This is a genomic window from Treponema rectale (assembly GCF_014202035.1).
Lineage (GTDB): Bacteria > Spirochaetota > Spirochaetia > Treponematales > Treponemataceae > Treponema_D > Treponema_D rectale.
In genome coordinates, this window is record NZ_JACHFR010000003.1 from 349,353 (window position 1) to 375,601 (window position 26,249).

Genomic DNA, 26,249 nt, shown 5'->3' on the forward strand with positions numbered 1-26,249 from the left:
AACCTTGCTCCAGCTGATGCATATAGGGAATAGAAAAATACCAGGAGTTCAGTTTCCAGAATTTACAAACAATTTACACATATTAACTGTAATATTTTAGTTCATAAAGTTATAGTAAAAATATGATAACTGTAATAAGCCAGATTTTAGGATTTATTGGTTCTCTCTGCCTGCTGCTTTTTGGAATGGAGATGCTTTCGAACGGTATTCAAAAGGGAGCTGGAAACAACTTGCAGTCTTTGCTTCATAAGATTTCCGGGAACAGATTTACAGCTGTGTTAACAGGGCTTGCGGTTACAGCAATAATTCAGTCTTCCGGCGCAACTACTGTAATGGTTGTCAGTTTTGTAAATGCCGAGATTATAAGCCTTACACAGGCCATTGGAATTATTTTTGGTGCAAATATCGGAACGACAGTTACGGCCTGGATTGTTTCTTTTTTTGGCTTTTCTTTCAGTATTGAGGCAGCGGCAATTCCTTTATTTGGTTTTGGATTCATTCTTAAATATTTTAAAAAGTTTAAGATACATAATTTTGCTGACTGTTTCATGGGCTTTGCGCTTTTATTCATGGCGCTGGGCCTTCTTAAAAACTCAATGAATTTAAAACCTGATTCCGTAAGCTTTTTACAGAAATTTCAGGATTTGAATTTTGCGGGTCTTCTGCTTGGAGTTTTAATCGGAACTGTTTTTACTGCCCTGATTCATTCTTCTTCTGCTACTACAGCGATAGTACTTACAATGTCTGCAAACGGTTCTCTTCCATGGGAGCTTGGAGCTGCTATGGTGTTAGGAAGCAACATCGGATCTACAGTGGATGCAGTTATGTCATCTTTGGGTGCAAGCGTTAATGCTAAACGTACTGCCGCTGTTCATGTGGCCTTTAATGTTACGGGAACTTTAATAGCCCTGCTTTTCTTCCAGCCATTCTTAAATCTGATTGATTTAATTGTTCCGGGCACTCCAATTCAGAATATTACAATTCATATTGCCATGCTTCATACTGTCTTTAATATTTTGGCTGCACTGCTCTTCCTGCCTTTTGTAAAACAGATTGCTTCTATAACAGAAAAAGTGATTCATGAAAGCCAGAAAGAAAAAGATGCTCATTATAAAATCCCTATCATCCTTCCAAAAAATCATGTCAGTAAGGACTTGTATACTTTTCAGGTTCAGAAAGAAATTACAAAAATGGCCGGCCGTGTAATGGACATGATGGGTTATCTGAATCAGGGGCTTAATCAACAAAGGGATATGGCTATTTTAATTGACGAAATTAATGCTCAGGAAGAATATGTTGATGAAATGAATCATGAAATTTCCTGGTTCCTGCAGAAGTGTTCCCGACTTCCAACTGCAAATCATAGTGACCGGAATAATTATTCCAGTATGATTTCTGTAATTCAGAATCTTGAAGATTTAAGTGATGAATGCTGTTCAATAATGCATTCACTTTGTAAGTTCAAAAAAAATGCAGAGTCAGAATCTTTTAAAAATCATACAGAGGAACTTATTGAATATTTTAATCAGGTATATATTTTTTATGAACAGACCTGTACTTATATAGCGCTTGGTCTTTCTGAAATTGATAAAGTACTTTTATCTGATGTGGAAGATAGAATCGACAGTACAAAGCGGGAACTTAAGAAAGCAAGTCGTAAGCGAATTGAAAACGGCAGTAATGTAAAAGCTGAACTTAATTACATGGATTTAGTCCGCAAAATTGAAAAAGCCGGAGACTGCATTTTTGGAGTAATTCAGGCTATTCAGCCTAATGTTGAAGACTCTGTTCTGGCAGATGGTTCTGAAAAAAATCTTATTAGCGCGCAGAATGTAATTATCAATACAAAAAGCAGAAAGGCTTTTGTATCAGGAAAAGAGGTTCTGCTTGCAGTAAAAGAATATGAACTGCTCGCTCTTCTTATGAAAAATAAAGGACAGGTTCTTACCCGTAAGCAGCTTTTGGAATCTGTATGGAATTATGATAAAGAAATAGAAAGCCGTACTCTGGATGTACATATCGGACTTTTGCGCCAGAAATTAAATAATCAGAAGTTGATTGAGACAGTACGTGGAGTGGGGTATAGAATCTCTTAGACGGTAATTATATTTACTTTCTATTGATATAATATAATCCAGCATGTCAGATTGTGATACATCAGAGAAAAAGAAATTGCGAGAGACGCAGCAATTTCCCCTGATGCCTGACCGCCCCTGCAGTCAGGAGTTTGATAATGCAGTAAATTTTTTTACATGTGTTACTCTTGACACATCAGGGAAAAAGAAATTGCGAGAGACGCAGCAATTTCCCCTGATGCCTGACTGCCCCTGCAGTCAGGAGACCGGATAATCATAAGAATCTTTTTTTATATATGTTTCTCTTGACACATCAGGGAAAAAGAAATTGCGAGAAACGCAGCAATTTCCCCTGATGCCTGACTGCCCCTGCAGTCAGGAGTTTGATAATAAAGTAAATTTTTTTATATGTTACTATTGACACATCAGGGAAAAAGAAATTGCGAGAGACGCAGCAATTTCCCCTGATGCCTGACTGCCCCCGCAGTCAGGTGTTTGAAAATATAGTAAAACTTTTTTATGTGTTACTATTGACAGTAACACATTTCTCTCTTATACTGTTTCTATAAAAAGAAACAATACCTGGCGAAATTTCCGCCTGTGGTTATGGAGGAATAATATGATTGCATTTATCGACAATAAGGATAGTTTCAGTTTTAATATCGTTCAGTCTCTTGAGCGCGTTTCCGGAGATAAAGTTATGGTTTTCCGTTCAGAAGAAGCCAGCGTCGAAGAAATTGCAGCGGCATCTCCAACTCATATTGTTGTAGGACCTGGTCCCGGTACTCCGGCAGAAGCAGGAATTTCTATTGAAGCAATCAGATATTTTGCAGGTAAAGTACCACTGCTTGGAATCTGTCTTGGACATCAGGCAATAGGTGCAGCCTTTGGTGCAGAAATTGTCGGCGCCAAATACATTCGTCATGGAATCGTAGAAGAAATAAAAACTGACGGCCGCGGTATTTTCAGAATAATCGGATTAAAAGGAAACTTTACCCGATATCATTCCCTTGTAATTGACGAAAAAACTTTGCCATCAGATTTTGAAGTTACGGCAAGAGCAAAAGACGGAGACATAATGGGGATTCGCCATAAGTCCTTTGTTCTTGAAGGAATTCAGTTTCATCCGGAAAGTATTGCCAGTGAAAAAGGTGATGCTCTCTTTAAAGCCTTTCTTAATTACAGCAGGGAAAATATTTCTCATGTACTTATTTTGAATCAGCTTATTGATCAGAAAAAGCCTTTGTCCCGTGAACAGACTTCAAGTTTTATTGGTGAACTTACAGACGGAACTATGGACGAAAAAATAGCTTCTTCCATACTTACGGCAATGGCAGCCAGAGGACTTCCGACTGCAGATGAAATGGGTGGTGCTGCACAGGTAATGTTAAAAAAGAAAAAGGTCTTTCCTCTTGAAAATCACGGGCTTGCAGAAATTGTAGGTACTGGTGGAGACGGAAAAGGCAGTTTTAATATTTCATCAATGTCTGCACTTGTTGCTTCAAGCTGCGGTCAGGTTATGGCTAAACACGGTAACCGGGCTGTTTCTTCTAAGTCAGGAGCTGCGGATTTTTTTGAAGCTCTTGGAATCAACATCATGGCAGCACCTGAAAAAACTGCAGAACTTGTAAAGAAAACAGGATTCGGATTTTTAATGGCACCGGTTTATCATTCAGCCATGCGCTTTGCTGCACCTATAAGAAAGGCACTTGGAATAAAAACAATTTTTAACGTGCTCGGTCCTCTTTTAAATCCGGCAAATGCTGAATATGAAGTTCTCGGAGTTTATTCAAAAGAACTGCTGAAAGATTATGCCCGTGCCGCAAAGTCTCTTGGAGCAAAGAGGGTAATGGTCGTAAACTCTGATGACGGTTATGATGAGATTTCTCCATGTGCATTGACCCGTGTCTTCCAGATTGATGAAAATGGAAATGAAAACCAGTACATAATTGATCCTGCAAATTTTGGAATTACTGATGCAGATGAAAACGAACTGTACGGCGGAAACGGAAGCGACAATGCAGCTCTTGCAATGGAAATATTACAGGGAAAAGGCCGCAGGACAATCCGTTATGCTGTAGGCCTTAATGCGGGAGCCGTTCTGTATCTTTGTGGAAAAGCCCGGACCTTAAAAGACGGATACGCAATGGCTCTGGATGCAATTGATTCCGGAAAGACTCTGGCAAAACTTGAAGAGATTCAGAAAGTAAGTCACGAACTGAATGGAGAGGATGTCGCTTAAACGGGGATGGGACATGTCTGATATTCTTTCTAAAATTGTTGAGTTGCGAAGGGAAAACATAAAGCAGAACGGTTTTACTATGGGCGTAGATATTCCTTCAGAAAGACTGCGCCCTGTTCATCCTTTTTTACAGGATAAGGGAGTTATACTTGAGGTAAAGCGGGCTTCACCTTCTAAAGGAGATATTGCACCAGAACTTGATTCCTATAACACAGCTCTGTCTTATGCTGAATCAGGAGCCGGAGCAATAAGCTGTCTGACAGAGAAGAATTTTTTTAAGGGAGACCTCAGCGACTTGATGAAAGTTTGTGCTGCTGTGGATGAATATGAAAGGCAAACCGGTAAAACAGGTCCTGCTGTTTTGCGCAAGGATTTTTTAATCACCGAAGAAGACATTGATGTTGCCTGGAGGGCCGGCGCTGATGCAGTACTTCTTATCTGCAGAATTCTTTCAAAAGAGAAAATTGTTTCCATGGCAAGACGTGCAGCTTCCTGTGGAATGACTTCGCTGGTGGAAGTCCGTCTTGAGGAGGATGTAGAAAAACTTAAGCTGGTATGCGGCAGTGTTGATCCTTCTTATATTGTGTGCGGAGTTAACAGCCGGGATCTTTCTGATTTTACCATAGATTTGCTGAAACCCTGTTTCATGCTGGAAAAGATAAAAAAAGTTTTGGGACAAAATGCCCGGGTAATTTTTGAAAGCGGGATCCGTACTCCCGAAAGTGCTGCTTTTGTTTCTTCCCTTGGCTTTAAGGGACTTCTTCTTGGAGAAGCTGCGGCAAAAAATCCGTCTATACGAAAAGAACTTGTCCAGTCTTTTAAGACGTCTCTTTCTGATGCTGATGCACGTTTCTGGCTTAATTATTCTTCTTCATTCGAAGAAAGGGCAGCAAAGAAACTTCCGCTGGTAAAAATATGCGGACTTACAAATTCTAATGATGCTCAAATGGCAGTAAAAAACGGAGCTGATTTTTTAGGATTCATTTTTTATGATAAAAGTCCCCGGCATGTAAACTCTGACGAAGCAGAAAAACTTCTTGATGAATTAAAAGAAGTAAAAGCTGTTAAAGCAGGCGTTATAGTTAATCCTGATGATAAGGAAGCGCGGGTTGCCATTGATTTGTGCAGAAGGGGTAAACTTGATGTGCTTCAGCTTCATACGTTTGAATGTGCAGAGAAATTTATTTCGGATAAAAATTTAAGAGTGCTTCCTCATTATGCAGCTATAAACATTTCTTCACAGGAAGATGTAAAGAAACTGGACTTTCTTTTTGATATGGGAGAGCCGAGAGTGCTTGCAGATGCTGCTGTAAAGGGAACTGCAGTCGGCGGAACAGGAAACTGTATTGATGAAAATTTAGTTAAGGCTGTTCAGAAAAAGTATCCTTTATGGATTGCAGGCGGTCTTACTCCCGATAATGTCAGGTCTGTCGTTTCTAGTTTCAATCCTGAGCTGATTGACTGTGCAGGGGGAGTTGAAGAAGTTCCCGGTAAAAAAAGTTCAATTAAACTCGAAAGTTTTTTTTCTGAATTGAAATAAAAAATAAGGTGTACATCAAATATTTTTTTTAGAATTTGATGTACACCTTATTTTTTTTATTACTGTCTTTTAATTTCAGTTGTACTTTGGAACTGTTTCGTTTCCGTCATAATCATAGAAGGTTATGTTTTTAATATAGACCTGCGTTCCTTTATCGTTAAGATCCCTTACACCGCCGATCATAAAAAGATAATCGGTTTTTGATTTCATGTGGTTAAGGTCAATGCTGTACTCCTTGAAGTTTGGAGTTACATCTATTTCGTTTTTCTGATTATTGTCAAAGTTCATGTAGAAAGTTCCGTAAGAACTTGCCTTTGCCTCGAAAGTAACTTTTGCGATGTCAGAAAGATTAAGGGTTGCTCCGTTAGGAATGCCGTTGTCGTAGCATCCGAAGGATCCTCCCCACCATCCCACGTTTCCTACAGTAATGCATCCGCCTGTGTAGTCAATGTCAAAAGTCATTTCGTGTGCACCCCATTCATTCTGCCAGATCTGAACTCCGCATCCTGGAAATGTTTTAAACAGAACGCTTTTTTCTCCGCTTCCTGTATTTGAGTATACCGGAGGATTGTTGGCATAAGAAACAGATTCCTGTTTTGAAGATGCACAGCTGCCTAAAAAGAGAGCAGCCATTGCTGTTACTGCAATAATTGTTTTTTTCATGATAAACTCCTGTAAATATTTTATTGTAGATTTATGACTATTCAATTGTAAACCAGTAGAATTTTGCTGTCCGGGCATTTCCCAGAGTTTTAATCTGAAGTTCCCGGATGCCTTCACTCAGTTCAGCTTCAAGTGTTACAGTCTTCCATTTTCCTTTTGTTGAAGGAATTTCTTTCTGTACTATTTCTTTTCCGTCTGCACTTATTATGTAAAGTTCCTCCCTGTCAGTCATGATGCGCAGGCTTACTGTATATTTTTTTGAAGAAGGAATATTAACTTTATAGTTGGCAAATCTTTTATTAGAAAAGTTTCCCAGCTCAAGAGGAATTTTCTTGTACAGTTTTTTATCTCCCCTGTCTGTTGCCGGAGCGATTCCTACAGGTGTGTTGAACCGGATTCCGTCGTCACATTTTTCTCCTACAGTTGTGTTGTAGTTGCTTGATGATGAATATTCATATGCAGGAATTACTTCTCCTGCTGTAAAAGTTTTGCTTCTGCTTACATCTGTCATGTAGAGATAGACTTTTCCTAAATCCGTAAGACTTCCGTCAGAACCTTTTTTTGTAAATACAGAATTGTATGGAATTTTTTCTGCTTCTGCGTGGGACATGAACCAGGCGTAACCTTCTACGATTTCTTCCGTATCCATTGCTTCTACTTTCTGTGTCATTGCAGTAATCTGTTCATTCTTATCCTGATGAGGAATCTGGTTAGGATCCTGATCCCATGCACAGAATTCCGTAAGGAGAACTTTTTTATTGTATCTGTTTCCGTAGGTGCTGCAGAACCACATTACGGCAGAAGGGTAATCCATGTAGCTGTGGAGTACGAGATAATCATATCTCGGTTCTTTGTTTTTATTAAGTTTTTTGTATTCTGAGATGAATTCATCCATCCATGCTTCCGGTGCGCCATATATTTTTCCGTCAGAAAGAGGTTCGAATCCCCAGGTCAGTGCAGGACCTGCAAGTTCTACTTTGTATTCTTCCGCAATCTGTTCAAGTACAGGCCATTTTTCTGCGGCTTCCTTCGGTGTCAGGGCACATCCTCCGTACTGAGCTTTCATCATTGGTTCATTAAACCCCAGAAGGCATTTTACGTTTTTGTTTGCGGCAAGATATTCCTTTGTGCGGGTAACCATTTCATCAAAATCTTCTCCGGCACCCCATATCATAGGCATGAATTCAATCTTATGGTCAGGACCTATTTTATCTTTTCCCGGATTCTGATACCAGTTGTAGGCCCATGTAACATTACTTTCTTCCAGTGTTTTTATTTCGCTCTCCGTAAAACTGTTGTAGCACATTCCCCGCTTTGCAGGTGAAGGCAGGCTGAATGAGAGAAAGGTTCCTGATAATAAAAGTGCAGCCGTTAAAATTTTTTTCATTTTTTCTCCATCGTATTAATTTTAATTTTACAGCTGAAATTATTGCACTGTTTTTTTCTGCAGAGTAGAGGAGAAATTTTCTAAAAGGTGTAAAATATTTGCCGTGTGCAAGCTGTTTAAAATCTAAAAATATTACACTTTTTATATGCATTGATGGCTTTTATGTCTTAAAATATGAATATAAACTAACCTAAGGCGGATTTTTTTATGAAGCTTAACAGAATTTTTGGTGGAATAATTTTATTTACATTAACTTTTGTCTCTGTTGTATTCACCGGTTGTTCCGGTAAAGAAAAAAAGCATTCGGTTGAACTGACTTTCTTTTCCAATCTACCGGACAGGAATTTCGGCCAGGGGCTTGTAGAACAGCTCATAATTGATGAATTTATGGAAGAAAATCCTGATATTATAATTAAGCTTGAGACTCTTGATGAAACTGCATATAAAACTAAATTTCATGTTTATTGTCATGAAAGGCTTCCGGATATTGTAAGTGTTTGGGGGCAGAGGGCTTTTCTTGAAGAGGCAGTCCTTGCAGGAAAATTAGAACCTCTTGATTCTGCTGATTTTAAAAACTTCGGATTTAAGGAAGGGACACTGGACGGTTTTACTTATGAGGGAGAACTGTACGGTCTTCCACGGAATACGGACGTAGCTCTCTTCTATTATAATGAAAGAATGTTCCGTGATTTCGGCTGGAAAGTTCCCCAGTCTTTTGATGAGCTGTTTGATGTTGCGGAAGAAATTCAGAATCACGATTTTGTTCCTGTCGGGATGGATGGAAGTGACGGCTGGCCGCTCATGATTTTCTTTTCTGATATTCTTTATGATATTTCAGGAAAAGATTACAGATATATAGTAGATCATGCCATTGAAACCCATAATTTTTCTGATGAACGGATTCTTAAGGCGTTGAATCTTTTCTGTAAGGCCTGTTCGGGAAATCTTTTTCAGAAAAACTTTACTCAGGATGATTATGGTGCTGCACAGAATTTCTTTCTGTCTGGAAAATCAGCCATGTATTACATGGGAAGCTGGGAAACTTCAATGGCAGTTAATACCACTTACTGGAATGAAATTACACCATATATACGTGTGATAAAATTTCCTTCTATTAATAAGGATTCTCCTGGAAAATCCGGAGTACTTGCCTGGTATGGCGGCGGTTATGCAGTTTCTGCTGATTCCCTTCATAAAAAGGAAGCCGTAAAATTTTTAAAGTTTATGTTTGCTCCGGAACGACTGTCCCGTTTAGGATTAAAAAATGCGGTTGGAATTTCTGCACAGAATGAAAGTGACTTTCTTTACGAAACGGATGTACCTTGTCTCACGGAACTTGTAAGGATTGCCGAATCTGCAGATGATTATTCAGGTTCTCCTCTTAATGACAGAGGTAATCTTGATTTTAAATATTTGTGTGAGGCAAACATTCTGCGTCTTGCTTCAGGACAGATAACGCCCGAAGAGTTTATAAAGCTTCTGGAACGAGAAGGGGCATACTGATTATGAAAGGCAAATCATCAAGAAGAAGTATACGTAAAAAGTATGTCATTTACGGTTTCAGAATTTTTTCTCCATTATTTCTGTTTATCGTTCTTTTTTTATTTTTTCATTCTTTCAGGGCGAAGGTCAGCGACATAAAGGAAAAGTCATATACAAGTTCCAGAAGTGTTGCAGTTAATATTCAGCTTGTTCAGGATGATATAAAAAAACTTTCAACTTTTGTCGGTGTAGACAACGATATAAAAAAAATTCTCTGTTCTTCTGATGTTGAAGAGTTAAATAAAAATTCCAGAATGTGGTTTGATGAAGCTCATTTTAATACCCTTCAGAACCTGATTGCCCTTAACGGCGGTATAAGAAGTTTTGCTATTTATCCTGAAAATGGAGTTCAGCCTTTTTTACGGGGAATGGATGGAAGCGTAAATCATCCGACTATAGCAAAAGTCAGGAATACAAAAGAATATAGTTTTACAATGAACAGGCAGTACTCCATGTACTGGTGTTCTGTTCCTAAAAGTACCCGGGGAACTTTTGAAGTAAACAGGCAGGATAAAATTGTTTTTTACCGGGAACTTTTTGATCTTAAAGACAGAAAGCCTTTGTGTTTTATTGCCATCGGTCTTGATAAATCTACTTTTGAAAATATCTGTCATGGTGCTTTGAATAGTGCAGGAGAAAGTCTTCTGGTATTTAATGCGGACGGTGAGGAGTTGTGTTCCGTAGAAGATGTTGATACGGATATAAAACTTTATATTCAGCGGAATATTCTCGGGCAGTTTTCAGAAGATAAAACGACGATTCAGTCTTTTTATGACGGCAATTACATAACCTGTACTAAGCTTGAATCAGGTAGTTCCATAGTCTGCGATATTGTTTCTCTGACTGCCTACAGAGGATTCTTTCTTCAGCAGATCTGCATATATCTTTTTGCTCTGTTTCTTATCCTTATTGCTTTGTATGTGCTTCTCAGGATTATGTCTAAATATATTACAAAACCGCTTTTTAATCTTTCTTCGGGAATTAAAAAATTTGCCGAGGGAGATTTTACTCAGCATGTAGAAGTTTATGATGATGATGAAATAGGTGATGTAGCCCGTGCGTTTAATAAAATGGTCTCTGATATTGATTCCCTTATTAATGAGAATTATGTAATAAAGATGAAGGAAAAGGAAAATGAACTTGCAAGCCTTCAGTCTCAGATAAATCCTCACTTTCTGTATAATACCCTTAATTCATTGTACTGGCAGGCGATTGACCAGAATAACGAAGCTCTTGCGGATAATATTTTTTCACTTTCAAGATTGTTCCAGCTTGTGTTGAGCCGGGGTAAACAGGAAATACTTGTAGAAAACGAATTTGAACTCATAGAGCATTATCTTGAAGTTCAGAAAATGCGGTTCAATTCAAAACTGCAGTATTCAATACTTCTTGATGAACGTATACGCCATCAGAAATTTTCAAAGCTTCTTCTTCAGCCGTTTGTAGAAAATTCCATCGAGCATGGTTTTTCAAATAAGACTTCTGAATGCAATCTGCTCATAAGCGGAAAGTATGATAACGGAAAAATGATTTTTGAAATAAAAGATTCCGGTGTGGGAATGACTCAGGCCGAAATTAATTCGCTGTTTTCCGGAGAAAAGAAAGTCGGTCATGATCGGGTCGGTGGTTATGCAATAAAAAACATCATAGACAGAATTCATCTTCTTTATGGAGAAGAGGGAGTTGTTGATATCGGAAGTATTCCCGGAGAGGGAACTTGTGTCCGCATAACAGTACCTTTTGATGAGAATGGTACTGAAGGAGAGGAAAATGTCAAAGAAAGTGCTGATAGCTGATGATGAAGAGCTGGTGCGTTCCAGTTTATCAAGGTATATTAAGAATCACTGTTCTTCCGTTGATCAGATTTTTGAAGCGGGGGACGGAGGTACGGCGCTTGAATTAATGATAAAGAATGTGCCGGATATTGTAATTCTTGATGTACAGATGCCGGTATATACAGGTATTGATGTTATGCGCCTTTCTAAAGAATCCGGTCTTGCTCCTGTTTTTATTATTCTCAGCGGTTTTAATGAATTTGAATATGCCCAGCAGGCAATGCATTATGGTGCCCGGGAATATATAATGAAGCCTGTAAGGGCTGCTGAACTTGCTGCCCTTGTAAATACTTTTGCTGATGGAGAAGAATCTCAGAAGCCTGAATCTTCAGAGGACAATCTTTCTGCAATTTCAAGGTCGGCTGCAAAATTTATTGATGATCATTATTCTGAAAATATTTCATTGTCTGTTGTTGCAAATAAACTTGGACTTTCTTCCAGTTATCTTTCCACAAAATTTTCTCAGGATATGGGCATGGGGTTTGTTGACTATGTAAACAAGGTCAGAATTGAAAAAGCCTGTCTTTATCTTAAGCAGGGATATTATAAAGTTTATGAAATTTCAGAAAAAGTCGGTTTTAATGATACAAAATATTTTACAAAGCTTTTTAAAAAAATAACCGGATATACTCCTAAAAAATTCATGCAGGGAGAAGAGTGATTTTATTTAACTGCCGTTTGAATTAAAACGGCAGTTTTTTTTATATAAAAAAATTACACCATTTATAAAATTCTGTTTCTGTTTTTATCTTAAGGCTGCCTTTACACTTTTTCAGGAAAACAAAAAAATGTGGAGGCAGGATTTATGAAAAAATCTCTGATAGTTTTTGCAGCCCTGTTTGCGTTTCTGACGGGGTTTGCATCTGCAAAAGTTACCGTTAGAAAAGATGCCGGCGGATGGCGTATGTTTGACGGCAACAGGGAAGTTGAAATAAAGGGTATTACCTGGAGTAATACTCCGATTGGAATGGATTATAATTACAGTCTGTGGCGCATGGATGATGACTTCATTATGGCCACTCTTAATACTGACATGCCTATGCTTCAGGCAATGGGTGTTAACGTTATCCGAAGCTTTGATGACGTTCCTCCGAAGTGGGTTGAATATATTTACGAAAACTACGGAATATATACTCTTATTAATAACCTCATGGGACGTTACGGAGTTACTGTAAAAGGAAAGTGGGTTTTCCCGACGGATTATCAGGATAAAGATACCCGCGAAACTCTTGTAGAAATGGCCCGCAATACAGCAGAAAAGTATAAGAACGTACGCGGACTTCTTTTTTACATGCTTGGAAATGAAAGCAATTACGGTCTTGAATGGTCAAGTACAGAAATTGAAAATCTTCCTGTAGGTGAGCAGCACCGTGCAAAGGCTGTTTATCTTTACAGCATGTTTGAAGAAGCAATTAAGGCAATGCATGAAGTTGATCCTGATCATCCTGTAGGAATCGTTAACGGTGACGTTCAGTATATCGATCTTATCGCAGAACTTTGTCCGAGTCTTGACATATTCGGAAGTAACGTTTACCGCGGATGGAAATTCTATGAAGGTTTTTATGAAGATGTAGCATCTAAACTTGATAAGCCTGCCGTGTTCACGGAGTGTGGTGCGGATGCATTCAATGCGGTTACCGGTAAGGAAGATCAGTGGGCTCAGCTTCAGTATTTTAAGACACAGTGGGAAGAAGTTTATCAGGAAGGCTACGGTAAGGGCCGTCACCAGAATGTACTCGGTGCTTTTCTTTTTGAATGGATTGACGAATGGTGGAAAATCTATCAGTGGAAAGATCTTACCATTCATAATGATAAGGGAACCTGGGCAAACTCAGGATATTCCCTTGACTTCAAGGAAGGCGTCAACAACATGGACGAGGAATGGTTCGGTCTGTGCGGTCAGAGTACTGTTACAGTTAACGGTGTAAATAAGCGTCTTCCCCGCGCTGCATATTATTTCTTCTGTGATCTGTGGAAACATTCCCTTTATAATTCTACAAATGCAGAAATGGAACGTTTTTTTGCTACTCTCCCTGAAGATATTTATCTTTCAAGAGGAAACAGTGAAACAATCCGTGAAGACATAAAGCAGTCAAAACTTTTCAGTATTTCTTCAATGAATGTTTCGGCTCAGTTTACTACTCCTGTATTCTTAAATTATCTCCTGGATGATATAAAAGACGGACATAACTGGCGTGATGCATTCCGTTATGTAAATAATGAATATAAGTCTGACGGATATAATTCAGATAAAATGGAAAATAAACCTTCTCTTCAGGCAGAGGCAAGCGTAACTCTTGCAATGAATCCTGTAGAAAATGTTAATGGAAGTGCAACCTTCAAGGCTTTTACCGGAGAACCGTTCAGCCGTCTCCGTGATCATTATTCTTCATACTATGATGATGTTCCATACGGTGAAAACATTTATGACTATGAAAAGAATTTTGATTTCTATGCAGCAAATCTTTCTTACGAAAATAAAAACTTCGATTTGAATGGATATTATCATACCGGTCATGCAGGTTATGCTGGAAACGGTGATGTATTTAACATTACTCAGGATGCATTTGATATTGTCGGATATGATACTTACGGTTCAAAAGCTCCTGTTGCTGTTGAATTTACCGGTAAGGGAAAACTTTCTGGTCTCAGTGTAATTGGAGGTCCGGAGATTTACGGAGGCGCCGCACCTCAGATTGTTGCAAATTATTATAAGGGATTCTGGCCTGGCGTTAAAGGTTTAAGCTGGATCAATTACGGTTTCCTTTTCTGTGAGGAATTCGGTCAGAGTGAAAACATGGCACTTGCACCGTTCAATGCTTACGGTTCAGGAAGAAAGGCTTCCGTATACGGAGAATTTTATTTTAATGATATCGCTTCTGTAAAACTCGGTATCCTTCATTCAGGTTCAGAAAAGGTTGGAGCTAAATACACTACGAAGAACGGCAGTGAAAAAGAAATCTCTGACTTTGACACACTGGGTGCTTATGCTCAGATCGGAACAAAAATGATTCCGTATTCCTTTGTTTATGCAAATGCAATTTACCGCGGTCTTGTTGCAGATACAAACGGAGCTCCTGTTAACGGCGGATTCTTTTCCGGAGATTCAGGAAGCGGTAACCGTCTTGAATTACAGGCTGGTGTAGATTTTGGTTATGGTCCTCTTTCAATAAAACCTGTTGTTCGTGTACGTACACCTCTTGAAGCAGCAAACGGAACCCGCAGTATTGTTGATGGCTCTCCTTTCTATGTAGGACAGGGAAACCGTCAGAGTTTTGAAATTGAAACTGTTATTACTTATGATCCTGAAGGCGGAACCTGGTTCCATAACTGGGATAATAATGAAACAGAAAATGCAAAACTTGCTTTCTCTATAAGCGGTCTTTATCAGCTTTATGCTGGAGAAACTGACCTTCTTCCTTACAAGGATAATAACGGCGGAACTGTAGACAGAAATGACGGTACTATTGCAAGCGGTGATTTCTGGAGGGCTTATAATTCACTTCCTCTTCAGCATAACCTGTGGCAGTTCGGAGCAAGAGTTGTTGCAAATCCTTCAAACTCTCTCCGTCTTATTGCAGGTGTAAATGTAGGACATCAGTCTCCGTCTGTTGCATATTATGGCGATCCTGATGACATCACATTTATCGGTGCAAATTTTGCAGCCCGCTATAAGAGATGGATTATGAGGGCAGATGCAACTGTAAACGGATGGGGAAGTGCAGGCTGGATGCGTGACCAGAACTATACATTCCCTCTTCAGTACAGCATTGATATTGCCTGTGGATTTAAGAAACCTTCATTCATTGATTCAAACAACAGAATCGGTGTAAGGGTTCAGGGGGCAAATTTTGGAAAATACAGCCAGGATTCTTATCATGCACTTCCTTATGCATATCGTGATAATCCTGATGGTGCCAGGTATCTTGAGTTTACGACTTACGTCAGCGTTGGTCTGTAAAAACATGTTACGACAAGGAGTATTATATGAAACTTGATATGAAAAAGATTTTTACATTGACTGTATCAGCTGCTTTTGCATTCATACTTTCAGCCTGCAATATGGATGCATTTTCAAATGACGGTTCTTCTGCATCAGCCCGCAGGGAAAAAGGATATAAACCAAAGCCTCGCCCTGCAGTCAGTAATGGTCTTTATAAGCATGCAGAAGGCTATGAAATGGGACCATGGCAGTGCTGGGACAATGATGGTGCTGTAGCCACAACTGAGGACGGAGCTGATGGAGGAATGAGGATTACTCAGGCAATACGTCCCTGCGGCGGTACTTACTGGGGTGTAAACCTTGCAGCCGGAACTAATTCTGGTGCAAATAAAGATCTTGACGGAAAAGGTTATACAAAGATTGTAATGAAAATCCGCGGTACTACACCTGCAAATACTATTTATTTCTTTGGGAATAATGAAACGGAAGGTATAGGTGACTGGGACGGTGTTACTCAGGATGGTAACGGAAAAGTCTGGTATCGTCTTGATCATTATACTTCTGAGTATAATGAAACTACGTGGACTGAAATTACTGTTCCTGTTACATATGGAGAAGTTACATCCACAATGTCTTCCTGCCTTACAATCGGTGGAGACGGCGGATGGGTAGAAGTTAAGGAAATTGACTGGCAGGATGATGAAGGTAACTTCGTCGTACCTGCATATGCCGGAACATGATTTTTTTCTTCGGGAAGATGTATGTCTTCCCGTTAAGGAGGAACTGCTATGAAAAAAATCTGTAAACTTATGCTGCTTTTAGTTTCAGTTTTGTTTTTGGCCTGTAATCCTGACGGTGCTTTTAATGACGGATCTTCTGCAAAGGCAAGGAGAAACAAAGGATACAGGCAGCCTGAAAATGATCCTTTTGGAGGCGAAGAAACAACTGCAAAATTCTGGAAAGGTTATGCTCCTTTTTCCGGCATACAGTGCTGGGGTATGGGAGAAAATGAAAGCTGGGGAAGAAACCCGGAAATTGATCTTGATGCCGGAACTTTCAGGAGTTCCGGAGATGAAGGCGGCTCCTATATGCCTGTATTCGGTGCATACGGTATAGGCGGAACCGGTATTGACGGAGAATATGATGTTTCTTCTGTAAGCAGCTTTGAGTGTGATGTATGGAGCGAAGGTTCTTCCGGTAAGGAACTTGAGATTTCTGTCTATCATTCACCACTTAATCAGAAAAATGTAATTCTTTCTGAAACACCGCAGCATGTTGAGATTAATCTTACTATCCAGAATACTACGCATATTCTGTTTCTTCTCGGGTGGAGCAATACTCCTTCCGGAGACATCATTCATATAGAAAATGTTGCCTTCTATGATGATGAAGGAAAACAGGTTACTTACATTCCTTTTAAGCTGAACGAAAGTGAATGATTATTGATAAGGATGTCTCTAAGCGGGCATCCTTATTTTATTGAGGGGGAGTACAACCCTCAAAACGGCGAAGTCAAGGCTTTAAGCGTTAGCGTGCCTTGACTCGACGTATTGGCTGGTTATAAAAAAGACGTCAAATTAAAAAATAATACTCTTAATAGTTAAAAACTCTGCTTTTTTTTAAGCTGGAGTTTATTATAGTTTAATGTGAGGAGTATTTTTTATGAAACGGTTTAGTTCTGTATTATTTTTTTCATTATTAGTTATTGTTTCATCATGTCAGTTTTTTGCCCCTTCTGAATCAAATGAAATAGAAAATCCTGTTCCCGTTCCAGGGCCTAAACCAGGGCCGGATCCTGAACCTGATCCAGGTCCGAATACAAGTGACAAGAGAGGTGTGTGCTATAACAGTCTTAATGAAGATGAAGTTAGGGTACTTTCAAATTCAAACGTAAAGTGGGTTTACAACTGGGGAACTCATCCTTCAGCTAAAGAAGATGAACTTTTTTCCAGATATGGAATACTTTACATTCCGATGCAGTGGGGAAGAACAACAACTCAGTCCCTTGCCGAGTTAAGGACTTATTATTCAAGTCATCCTGACTGTAAATATCTGCTTGGCTTTAATGAACCTAATCTCGGAGCAGGAGTAGGTGGCTCCGGAATTACCCCTTCGGCTGCAGCAGCTGACTGGGAAAAACTTGAGGAGCTTGCTGAAGAGTTTGATCTGGAACTTGTAGGTCCTGCATTGCAGTATTCTGGAGAACGGCTCAGTGATGGTGTTGTATATGATACTCCAAAAAAATGGATGGATGCTTTTATAAATGCTTACAAAAATACTCATGGCGGCAGAAGTCCCCGTTATGATTATTTCTGCCTTCACTGTTACATGAACTGGCCTCAGGCTCAGTCCGGTTACATAAAGGAATATGTAAAAGAATACGGAAAAAAAGTATGGCTTACAGAATTCTGTGCCTGGGAATATAATAACGGAGGACAGAACGAAAGTGCAGCTGCACAGAAATCTTCCATGATACAGAAAGTGGATTTTCTTGACAGTTATGCCGGTGCCGATAAATATGCATGGTTTATGTCATCCCAGCATACATCTGACATTCCGTTTAATTCTCTTTTTACAAAAGTAGGTTCAGACGGAAGCCTTACTATTGTCGGCGAGGAGTATCTGTATCGCGGAATGGATTCTTCCGTTCTTCTGGCAAAAAACCTTGAGCAGGCTCAGGCTCTTCTTGAAACTTCGGTCGCAGGAAGTGAACCGGGAATGTATCCTTCAGATAAGTATTCTGAATTGGAAAATGCTGTAAGTCAGGCAGAAGCCGTAAAAGACTCCGGCAATAAAACGGCAGTTGATAATGCTTTAAAGAACTTGACTTCTGCCGTAAAAGCGTTTGAAGAATCCAGGGTTCCGTATTTTACTAAATCAACCAGAGAACTTACGGCAGAGGATTTTGCAGGCTCGCTTACAAAAAATCTTTCAGCCTCAGCATTTACGGTTTCAAGTGCCCAGGGTGCAAATACTGCTGCTGCGGCATTTGACGGCAAGCTTGATACCCGCTGGGAATCTGCTCATGAAGACAATCAGTGGCTTAAAATTGATTTTGGTGAAAAAGTAGAGTTTAACTGCATCTGCATAAAATGGGAGGCAGCTTTTTCTACCAGTTTTATCATGGAAGTTTCTGACGACGGCGAAAGCTGGAGAACAGCATTTGAAGAAAAAGACTGTACCGGAAACAGTGAAACTTATAATCTTACGGTCACACAGAATGCCCGCTATCTCCGTTTTTACGGAAAAACACGGTCAACAAATTATGGCCATTCCTTCTACGAAATGGGCGTAAGTAAAAAATAATCTGCTGCTTTTTATTAAAGATATTAGACGGGGATGCCCAATAAGTTTACACCCTATTGTCATTCCGAACTTGATTCGGAATCTATAGAACTAGATGTGGTGTAGATGCTGAAACACATATTCGTAGCAGGTGCGTGCGAATATGGCGTAGCAGGTGCGTGCGAATGTGGCGTAGCGTTCAGTATGAGTCATTGCCGTGCTCGACACGGCAATCTCATGTATTGTAATTAAATTGATTTTCGGGTCGTGCCCGAAAATGACATTTTTTGAACTTTTTGGTCATCCCCGTCTTTTTTTTTTATTATTTATAAATAATCTACTTTTTAGAAAATTCATCTTATTTTTTTATTGAAAATTCAATGTGACAATATTCCTAGTAAAATGTTTTTGCGTTCCTGGCTTTTCATCTTACAAGGGGGAAATTATGAAAAAAAGTATTGCTGCATTTATGCGTAATGTATTTTTGCTTCTGTCCGGTGCACTTGCAGCGGGCTCTTGTTTTGTGTCCTGTTCTGAGGAAAACAGCGGTCCGTTAAAGGTAAGTGTTTCTCAGATTATTCTGACAGACATCGACGGAAACAATGAACAGACAGACGTGGAATACGGAGATTTTCTGCAGCTTCAGGCAACAGTACTTCCTGAAAATGCGACTGACAAATCTATCGTATGGTCAAGTGATAATGAAGATCTGGTTTCTGTAGACGAAACCGGAAAAGTTACTGTTGCAGATTTTTCTGAAGATGATGAACTTCCGGAAGAGACAAGTTCCGTAATTACTGCAACTGCTGCAGACGGTTCTGAAGTTTTTGCCGCAATAACCGTAAATGCTGTTGAAAAAGTAAAACATGTAGAATCCGTAAAAATTACCAGTAAGTACGGAGACTGTATTTTAAAGGATGAGGACTCTGTGCTGACAGTAACGGTTCTTCCTGAAGATGCTGACATTAAAGATTTTGATATTGTATCTTCAGACGAAAGCGTTCTTTCTGTAGTTGAAACTGAAACAGATGGAAAAACTGTTTATAGTGTTCTTGGAAAAGGAAAGGGGAATGCTTCTGTAAAAGTTACTGCAAGGGACCGCTTCAGAAGTGAACATAAAGCTGCTGAGTATCCGTTTACTGTTCTCGGAGAAAAAATTGACGTTGAATCCGTAAGCTTAAAGTCAGATGATCTCGTGGTTTCTGAAGAATCAGAAGAGGGGACTGTTAATGTAGTTTTCACAGAATCGGCTGCAGCTCTTACCCTTGTAAAGGTTCCGTCTGATGCAACTCTTGCCCGGGAAAACGGAACAGTTTATTCAATTGTTTCTGGTGAAGACCTTGCTTCCATCGATGAAGACGGTGTTGTAACTTTCGGAGAAAATGCAGGAGAGGTAACGGTAAAAGTTGTTGCTTCTGATCGTTCAGATAATTCTGTAGAAGCTCTTTATACCTTTACCGTAAGAAAACCTGTTGAAGAAATAATTCTTTCAGCTCCAGAAAGCGCTTCCTTTGATGAAGATGTTCTTCTCCTTGCAAGAGATGATGATCCGGAAACAGAAAGTGATGAAAGTAAAATCCTGCTGTCAGCTTTAGTTAATCCGGAAGATGCAACTGTAAAAAATATCATCTGGACTTCTTCTGATGAAGAAACTGCTGAAGTTGCTTCTGACGGTACTGTAACTGCAAAAAAGGCTGGTGAAGTCGTAATTACTGCAAATGCTACTGACGGAAGTAAAGTAACTGCTGCTCAGAATATTAAGATATTTATTCCTGTAACAGCTGTCAGTGTCAGTGCTGATAAAACCGAAAGTGATGTAAATACAGTCATTACTCTTACTTCTGCCGTTGAACCTTTTGATGCTGATCCAAAAGTATTGTGGGAAGTTGTTTCAGGTCCTGCAGAAATTGACCAGAACGGTAAAGTACAGCTTGGTGATGTATCAGGTGATGTAATCGTAAAGATTACTTCTGTTTACAATGAAGCAAAGACTGCACAGATAACTCTCCGTGCCATGCCTGATAAAACTGAACTTAAAGCAGAAATCGAAGAAGCAGAAAAAATCATAAAGAGATCTGTTTACTCGAATGAAGCAAAAACTGTCTTCAGAGCAGCAATTGATACTTCTATTGAAGAAGTTGAAGACAAATATGACAGTGAGGCCGATGTTGAGAATGCCCGTTCAGCTCTTGCTGCTGCAAAAAAAGAAATCGTAGAAAACGGAATTGAAAAGTGGGATGTTTCCGTTGCAAAAGGTTTTGAAGGCGGAGACCAGAGTGAAGTAAGAATTTTCTGGAGTGATGACAACTGGGCATTGACTCCTGAAAGTATTGTTGCTGAAGGAACAAACAAGTATACAAGTTTTGTAATTACAACAGGTGAGGTTTCCGTAACTGCAGGCAACTGGTGGCCGTCACAGCCTTCTGTAAACGGAAAGACTTTGATTACACAGCCTGCTTTTGACAGGGATACATCCCTTACAGTCGGCACTCATGTCCTTACATTCACTCTTGCAAAGGGTGAGGATGATTACTTTGTAACCGTTCCATTCACTCTTGCTGTTGATGAACCGGATGCTGCCGCAGAAACAGGTGAAATTGAAATAGCTCTTATCGATCCGCGCATTAAAGCCCGTGCTCAGGTACAGAAGATTATTGATGCAGCTGCAGTTGTTGCAGATAATGCTAAACCGTCTAAGTATGAAGAAGGTGCAATTGATGAGTTTAAGGCTGCCATAAAAACCGCTGAAGATTCTCTTGCCCTTCTTGCAGGTGATGACGCTACACTGGAAGCAATAAAAACTGTAGGAGAAAATCTTGCTGAAGCTGAAGCAGAATTCAATGCAAAGAAAGTAATAGGACAGTGGGATGTAGAAATCCTTCGCCGTACCAATGACCAGACTACAGTTACTGTAAAATGGGTTGATGATGCATGGAAGCTTCATGCCAGCCGTGATGGAGATGTAATCAATACTTCTTTCGTTCATGAAGAAGGAACAAATGCATGTACGGCATTTGTAATTGACGAAACTGTTTCTCATGTATTCTGGCCGGATGCAGCAGCTGACTTTGTTACCGGAGATAAATATGTTTCTGTAAAACCTGCATTCCGTGAACCAGCGCTCTTTAACGCAAATCATACTCTTACATTCACAGTACTTGCAGATGACGGAAATGAATATGACGTTACAGTAACCTTTGCCTTTGCCGGTAAAAGCAATACTGATGAAAGCCAGGCTATCGTAGATGATGTTGTTATCAGAAAGGCAGATAAGACAGAAAAACTCAAGGCTAAACTTGCAAAAGAAATTTCTGCTGCTCAGACTCTTTATGAAGACTCAGATGCCGCAGATTTTGCAGATGGAGCTTACGGGGAATTTGCAGCAGCAATCGCAGATGCTTCATCTGTTTTGGAAAATGCCACGACAGAAGATGAAGTGAAGACTGCAATGGAAGTGCTTTCTGCCGCAGTTGCAGCTTTCCGCAGTTCAGAAAAAATTGACAACTGGAAGTTTGAATACCGCCAGCATGATAATGACCAGTATACCCTTATTGTTTCATGGGCAAGTGCTGAATGGGCAATTGATCTTAATTCAGTATCAAATGGTAATGCAACCTTTGTTACGGACGGAGATAAAGCAAGTCATACTTACTGGCCTGCAGATCAGAACAAGGTAGAATCAAACCGGGTAATCTTCAATCCTGCCAATAATCAGGTTGCAGGCGAAAATGCCCTTGGTGAGCATACCCTGACTTTTGATCTTAAACCTCTTGGAAGCGACACTATTTATGACGTTACACTCAGGTACAGACTTGATGCTAATAATTCCTATGTTACGATTCTTGAAAAGAGTGTAACTGCAAGAGAATAGAAAAATTGATTTAATAATATTTTTTACCATAGTGCCTGAATATCCGTAATGCTGATGCCACACCTCCAGTTTCAGTTTTGCGGTAATGTTCAGGCATTTTTTTTTTAATCAGAGATTGACAGGTTCATGATAATAATGTTACTATAAATAGAAACATAGGAGAGTATATGTCTTTTTCTGATAATGGATTTTTCGGACAGTTCGGTGGAAAGTATGTTGCTGAAGTACTCAGACGGCCGCTTGATGAACTTGAAATTGCTTTTAAGGAAGCCATGGCAGATCCTTCATTTCTTGAGGAACTGCAGCAGATTCAACGTGATTATATAGGAAGGGAAACCCCTCTTTTACATGCAGAGACGGCTTCAAAAATTTTAGGCGGTGCCCAGATTTACATAAAGCTGGAGGGACTTGCAAATACCGGAGCACATAAAATTAACAATGCCATAGGTCAGTGTCTTCTTGCAAAACGCATGGGAAAGAAACGCATTATTGCAGAGACTGGTGCCGGGCAGCATGGAGTTGCTACAGCCGCAGCCTGTGCTAAACTGGGGCTGGATTGCACGGTCTACATGGGAGAAGTTGATGTCAGGCGTCAGCAGCCTAATGTTGCGGCAATGGAACTGTACGGAGCAAAAGTTCATTCTGTTACTTCCGGCAGCAGGACATTAAAAGATGCTGTAAACGAAGCGATGCGTGATTGGGCTGCAAATCCTGATACTACCCATTATGTTCTTGGAAGCGCCCTTGGACCTGCACCGTTTCCGGATATCGTCAGGGAATTCCAGAGTGTAATCGGAAAAGAAGTTAAGAGGCAGGCGGAAGAACGGCATCTTGATGTAGAAGCACTTATTGCCTGTGTGGGCGGCGGATCCAATTCAATAGGTTTTTTCTCACCGTTTATAGATGAACCTGGTCCCCGCCTTATAGGTGTAGAAGCCGGAGGAATTGGTCCCGGTATCGGTGAAAATGCAAGCCGCATGACAGGAAATGCAAGCCGGGATGGAATTCTTCAGGGATATAAAAGCCGTTTTCTTATTGATGAAGACGGACAGGCACTTTCAACCCGTTCCATAAGTGCAGGTCTTGATTATTGCGGTATTGGTCCGCAGCTTGCTGCCCTCGGAAAATCAGGACGGGTTGAATTTACATCTGCTCTGGATAAAGAAGCACTGGAAGCTGTAAAGTTTTTTGCAAAAAATGAGGGAGTTCTTTTTGCCCTCGAAAGCGCTCATGCAGGAGCAGAAGCTATTAAGCTTGCACCAACCCTTTCTCCTGAAAAAGCAATAATTGTAAATATGAGCGGAAGGGGAGATAAGGATGTCTTTATTACCAGTCCCGTATTCAGGCCTGAAAAGTGGCTGGATTTCCTTCATGCAGAAATAGAACGGCTTGAATCAGATAAAGACATTCATGAAGCAAAAATAATGGAATAGGGGAATAAAATGGAACAGAAAATAAATCTTATGAGTCATCTTGTTGCAGGTTATCCGACTGATGAACTTGCATTTACAGCTGCAAAGGCTCTTGTTGACGGAGGTGCTGCAATTTTAGAGATACAGCTTCCGTTTTCAGATCCAAGTGCTGACGGTCCTGCAATTCAGGGTGCCTGTAATGAAGTGTTAAAGCGCGGTTACCGTACTAAGGACGGTCTGGCATTTATAAAAAGAATTCATGAAGCTTTTCCTCAGGTTTCCATATATCTCATGAGTTACGGCAGTCTGGTTTATACTCCAGGAATAAAAAATTTCTGTTCAAGAGCAGCGAGTTCCGGTGTAAACGGCATGATTATACCTGATCTTCCTTTTGATTATGATGAAGGGCTTACAGCTGCCTGTAAAGAAAACGGAATGGTGAATATTCCTGTAGCAGCGCCTTCAATGTCCCCTCAGCGTCTGGAAAAACTTGCGGGGGCCGGTTTTCCTTATGTATATGCAGCCCTGCGTACTGGAATTACAGGAACAGATACCAGAATCAGTGAAGAAACTATTTCTTTTATAGAAAAACTGCGGAAGGGTGGAAGCAGAATTTACGGAGGGTTTGGTATTTCCAGCGGAAAACAGTCTGCTGCACTTTCAGGTCATGTAGAAGCTGTTGTTGCCGGAAGTGTTTTTGTAAGGCTCATAACGGAAAATGCCTCCAGTGAAGAAGCTCTGTATCAGGCTGTAAAGAATAAAGCACTGGAACTTACTGGATGCAATAAATAAAAACAAAAGAAGGGTATAAAAAAAACTGCCTTACGGAATGTTCTTCTGTAAGGCAGTTTTTTTGTTTAGCGTGCGTATTCAATAATACGGGTTTCACGAATCATCGTAATTCTTATTCTTCCAGGATAGCGCAGGTCTGTTTCAATCTGTTTTGCAATCTGTTTTGCAAGATCTTTAACCTGATTATCAGGAATTTTTTCATTATTGACGAGAATGCGGAGTTCACGTCCGGCCTGAATGGCATAAGCCTGTTCAACACCTTCAAATTTCTTTGCCGTTTCTTCCAGATTCTCAAGTCTCTTTACGTAATTATCAACGGTTTCACGTCGTGCACCCGGGCGAGCCGCACTGATAGCATCTGCAATCTGAACGATTACGGCTTCTATCGTCTGTGCTTCAACGTCATTGTGGTGTGCTGCGATTGCATTAACAACCTTAGGATCTTCACCCATTTTGCGGGCCATTTCTGCACCGACTTCGGCATGGTTCTGGTCACTGTCGTTTTCAGCTCCCTTACCGATATCGTGAAGAAGTGCTGCCCTTTTTGCAAGTTCCCTGTTTGCACCTACTTCAGCAGCAAGGAGGCTGGCCAGTTCTGCAACTTCCTTTGAATGGGTAAGTACGTTCTGTCCATAACTTGTCCTGAAGTAAAGGCGTCCGATAGCTTTCAGACCGTCCTGGTTCATGTTGTGGATGCCAAGGTCAAAGAGGGCTTTTTCACCTTCTTCGTAAATCTTCTGCTGTATCTCTCTTGTTACCTTCTGTACGATTTCTTCGATGCGTGCAGGGTGGATGCGTCCGTCGGTAATGAGGCGTTCCAGTGCAACTCTGGCGATTTCCTTGCGTACAGGATCAAAACAGCTGATTACGACAGCTTCCGGAGTATCGTCAATTATGATGTCTACGCCTGTAAGTGTTTCAAGAGTCCTGATGTTGCGTCCTTCACGTCCGATAATGCGGCCTTTCATTTCGTCGCTTGGAAGTGAAACTGTAGTAACTGTAAGGTCTCCCGTAGTTTCAGTGGCAATACGCTGAATGGCTGTTATAAGGATCTCCTGAGCCTTTTTTTCTGCCGTAAGCTGGGCTTCCTGATCAATTTTGTTAAGAAGTGCCTGTGCATCATGGCGGGCATCATTTTCAAGGTTCTTGATGATGAGAGCCTTTGCTTCTTCTGCGGTAAGTCCTGAAATGCGTTCAAGTTCCGAGCGGAGTTTTTCTTCCTCTGCCTTCATTACTGCTTCACGCTTGTCCATTTCTGCAGCGCGCTGGGCAGCCTCACGGTCACGCTTTTCAAAATCCTGGCTTTTCTGGTCAAGAAGTTCTTCTTTTTTGTTTACACGAGCTTCAAAACGCTGTAACTCTGCACGGCGTTCCCTGTTCTCCCGTTCCTGCTGGTTTCGGTCCTGAATGAGCTGTTCTCTAGCCTGAAGGAGAATCTCTTTTTTCTGAGCTTCTGCTTCTTTTATTGCATCCTGCTTCACGCGAACAGCTTTCTGTTCAGAAGCTGTAAGCTGAAATCTGGCGTATATCCAGCGTAAAATCCATCCAAGTACAAGTCCGGCAACAGGGAGAATTACTGTCATTGCATAACGCATATTTATTCTCCTTAGTCACGTTAATTTTTAAATTCAATTAGAATGTATACTAATAGAAGAAATTGAT

16 protein-coding genes are annotated in these 26,249 nt (G+C 40.3%); 13 read left to right on the forward strand and 3 right to left on the reverse strand.

Going from position 1 to position 26,249, the window contains the following annotated elements; genetic code table 11:
• Positions 1-122: 122 nt before the first annotated feature.
• From HNP77_RS10460 to trpF, 3 genes are all read left to right on the forward strand, one after another.
• Positions 123-2,096 carry a Na/Pi symporter gene (locus tag HNP77_RS10460; RefSeq protein WP_184653125.1) on the forward strand — a complete coding sequence of 658 codons (1,974 nt, stop codon included), beginning with the start codon at positions 123-125 and terminating at the stop codon, positions 2,094-2,096.
• Positions 2,097-2,694: 598 nt separating this feature from the next.
• Positions 2,695-4,317, forward strand: a complete 1,623-nt coding sequence (locus HNP77_RS10465) for a bifunctional anthranilate synthase component II/anthranilate phosphoribosyltransferase (protein WP_184653126.1) — start codon at positions 2,695-2,697, stop codon at positions 4,315-4,317.
• Positions 4,318-4,330: 13 nt separating this feature from the next.
• Positions 4,331-5,857: a bifunctional indole-3-glycerol phosphate synthase/phosphoribosylanthranilate isomerase gene (trpF, locus tag HNP77_RS10470; RefSeq protein WP_184653127.1), complete on the forward strand. Its 1,527-nt coding sequence runs from the start codon at positions 4,331-4,333 to the stop codon at positions 5,855-5,857.
• Between the two features lie 75 nt (positions 5,858-5,932).
• Here trpF and HNP77_RS10475 read toward each other — a convergent pair whose 3' ends face one another.
• Together HNP77_RS10475 and HNP77_RS10480 are read right to left on the reverse strand one after the other, a co-directional pair.
• Positions 5,933-6,520 (reverse strand): hypothetical protein, encoded by a 588-nt coding sequence (locus HNP77_RS10475; RefSeq protein WP_184653128.1) that lies wholly within the window; start codon positions 6,518-6,520, stop codon positions 5,933-5,935.
• 37 nt (positions 6,521-6,557) lie between these two features.
• The gene (locus HNP77_RS10480) at positions 6,558-7,907 is read right to left on the reverse strand and encodes a glycosyl hydrolase (RefSeq protein ID WP_184653129.1); all 1,350 of its coding nucleotides are present in this window, start codon (positions 7,905-7,907) and stop codon (positions 6,558-6,560) included.
• A 207-nt stretch (positions 7,908-8,114) separates the two neighbouring features.
• On the opposite strand from HNP77_RS10480, the gene HNP77_RS10485 reads away from it, so the two are divergent.
• From HNP77_RS10485 to trpA, 10 genes are all read left to right on the forward strand, one after another.
• Complete coding sequence (locus tag HNP77_RS10485) at positions 8,115-9,410, forward strand: ABC transporter substrate-binding protein (RefSeq protein ID WP_184653130.1); 1,296 nt, start codon at positions 8,115-8,117, stop codon at positions 9,408-9,410.
• Between the two features lie 2 nt (positions 9,411-9,412).
• A complete protein-coding gene (locus HNP77_RS10490; protein ID WP_184653131.1) occupies positions 9,413-11,245 on the forward strand; it encodes a sensor histidine kinase in 1,833 nt (610 codons plus the stop codon).
• The gene (locus HNP77_RS10495) at positions 11,220-11,945 is read left to right on the forward strand and encodes a response regulator transcription factor (RefSeq protein ID WP_184653132.1); all 726 of its coding nucleotides are present in this window, start codon (positions 11,220-11,222) and stop codon (positions 11,943-11,945) included. Before HNP77_RS10490 ends, HNP77_RS10495 begins: the two co-directional genes overlap by 26 nt.
• 144 nt (positions 11,946-12,089) lie before the next feature.
• Complete coding sequence (locus HNP77_RS10500) at positions 12,090-15,245, forward strand: glycoside hydrolase family 2 TIM barrel-domain containing protein (protein WP_184653133.1); 3,156 nt, start codon at positions 12,090-12,092, stop codon at positions 15,243-15,245.
• Between the two features lie 26 nt (positions 15,246-15,271).
• On the forward strand, positions 15,272-15,967 hold the full coding sequence (locus HNP77_RS10505; RefSeq protein WP_184653134.1) for a hypothetical protein: 696 nt from the start codon (positions 15,272-15,274) through the stop codon (positions 15,965-15,967).
• Between the two features lie 48 nt (positions 15,968-16,015).
• Positions 16,016-16,666: a hypothetical protein gene (locus HNP77_RS10510; RefSeq protein WP_184653135.1), complete on the forward strand. Its 651-nt coding sequence runs from the start codon at positions 16,016-16,018 to the stop codon at positions 16,664-16,666.
• Positions 16,667-16,889: 223 nt separating this feature from the next.
• Complete coding sequence (locus HNP77_RS10515) at positions 16,890-18,533, forward strand: glycosyl hydrolase (protein WP_184653136.1); 1,644 nt, start codon at positions 16,890-16,892, stop codon at positions 18,531-18,533.
• Between the two features lie 424 nt (positions 18,534-18,957).
• Positions 18,958-22,383 (forward strand): Ig-like domain-containing protein, encoded by a 3,426-nt coding sequence (locus HNP77_RS10520; protein ID WP_184653137.1) that lies wholly within the window; start codon positions 18,958-18,960, stop codon positions 22,381-22,383.
• A gap of 167 nt (positions 22,384-22,550) precedes the next feature.
• Positions 22,551-23,816, forward strand: a complete 1,266-nt coding sequence (gene trpB, locus HNP77_RS10525) for a tryptophan synthase subunit beta (RefSeq protein WP_184653138.1) — start codon at positions 22,551-22,553, stop codon at positions 23,814-23,816.
• A gap of 9 nt (positions 23,817-23,825) precedes the next feature.
• Positions 23,826-24,587 (forward strand): tryptophan synthase subunit alpha, encoded by a 762-nt coding sequence (trpA, locus tag HNP77_RS10530; RefSeq protein ID WP_184653139.1) that lies wholly within the window; start codon positions 23,826-23,828, stop codon positions 24,585-24,587.
• A gap of 65 nt (positions 24,588-24,652) precedes the next feature.
• Here trpA and rny read toward each other — a convergent pair whose 3' ends face one another.
• The gene (rny, locus tag HNP77_RS10535) at positions 24,653-26,182 is read right to left on the reverse strand and encodes a ribonuclease Y (RefSeq protein WP_184653140.1); all 1,530 of its coding nucleotides are present in this window, start codon (positions 26,180-26,182) and stop codon (positions 24,653-24,655) included.
• Between the last annotated feature and the right edge of the window lie 67 nt (positions 26,183-26,249).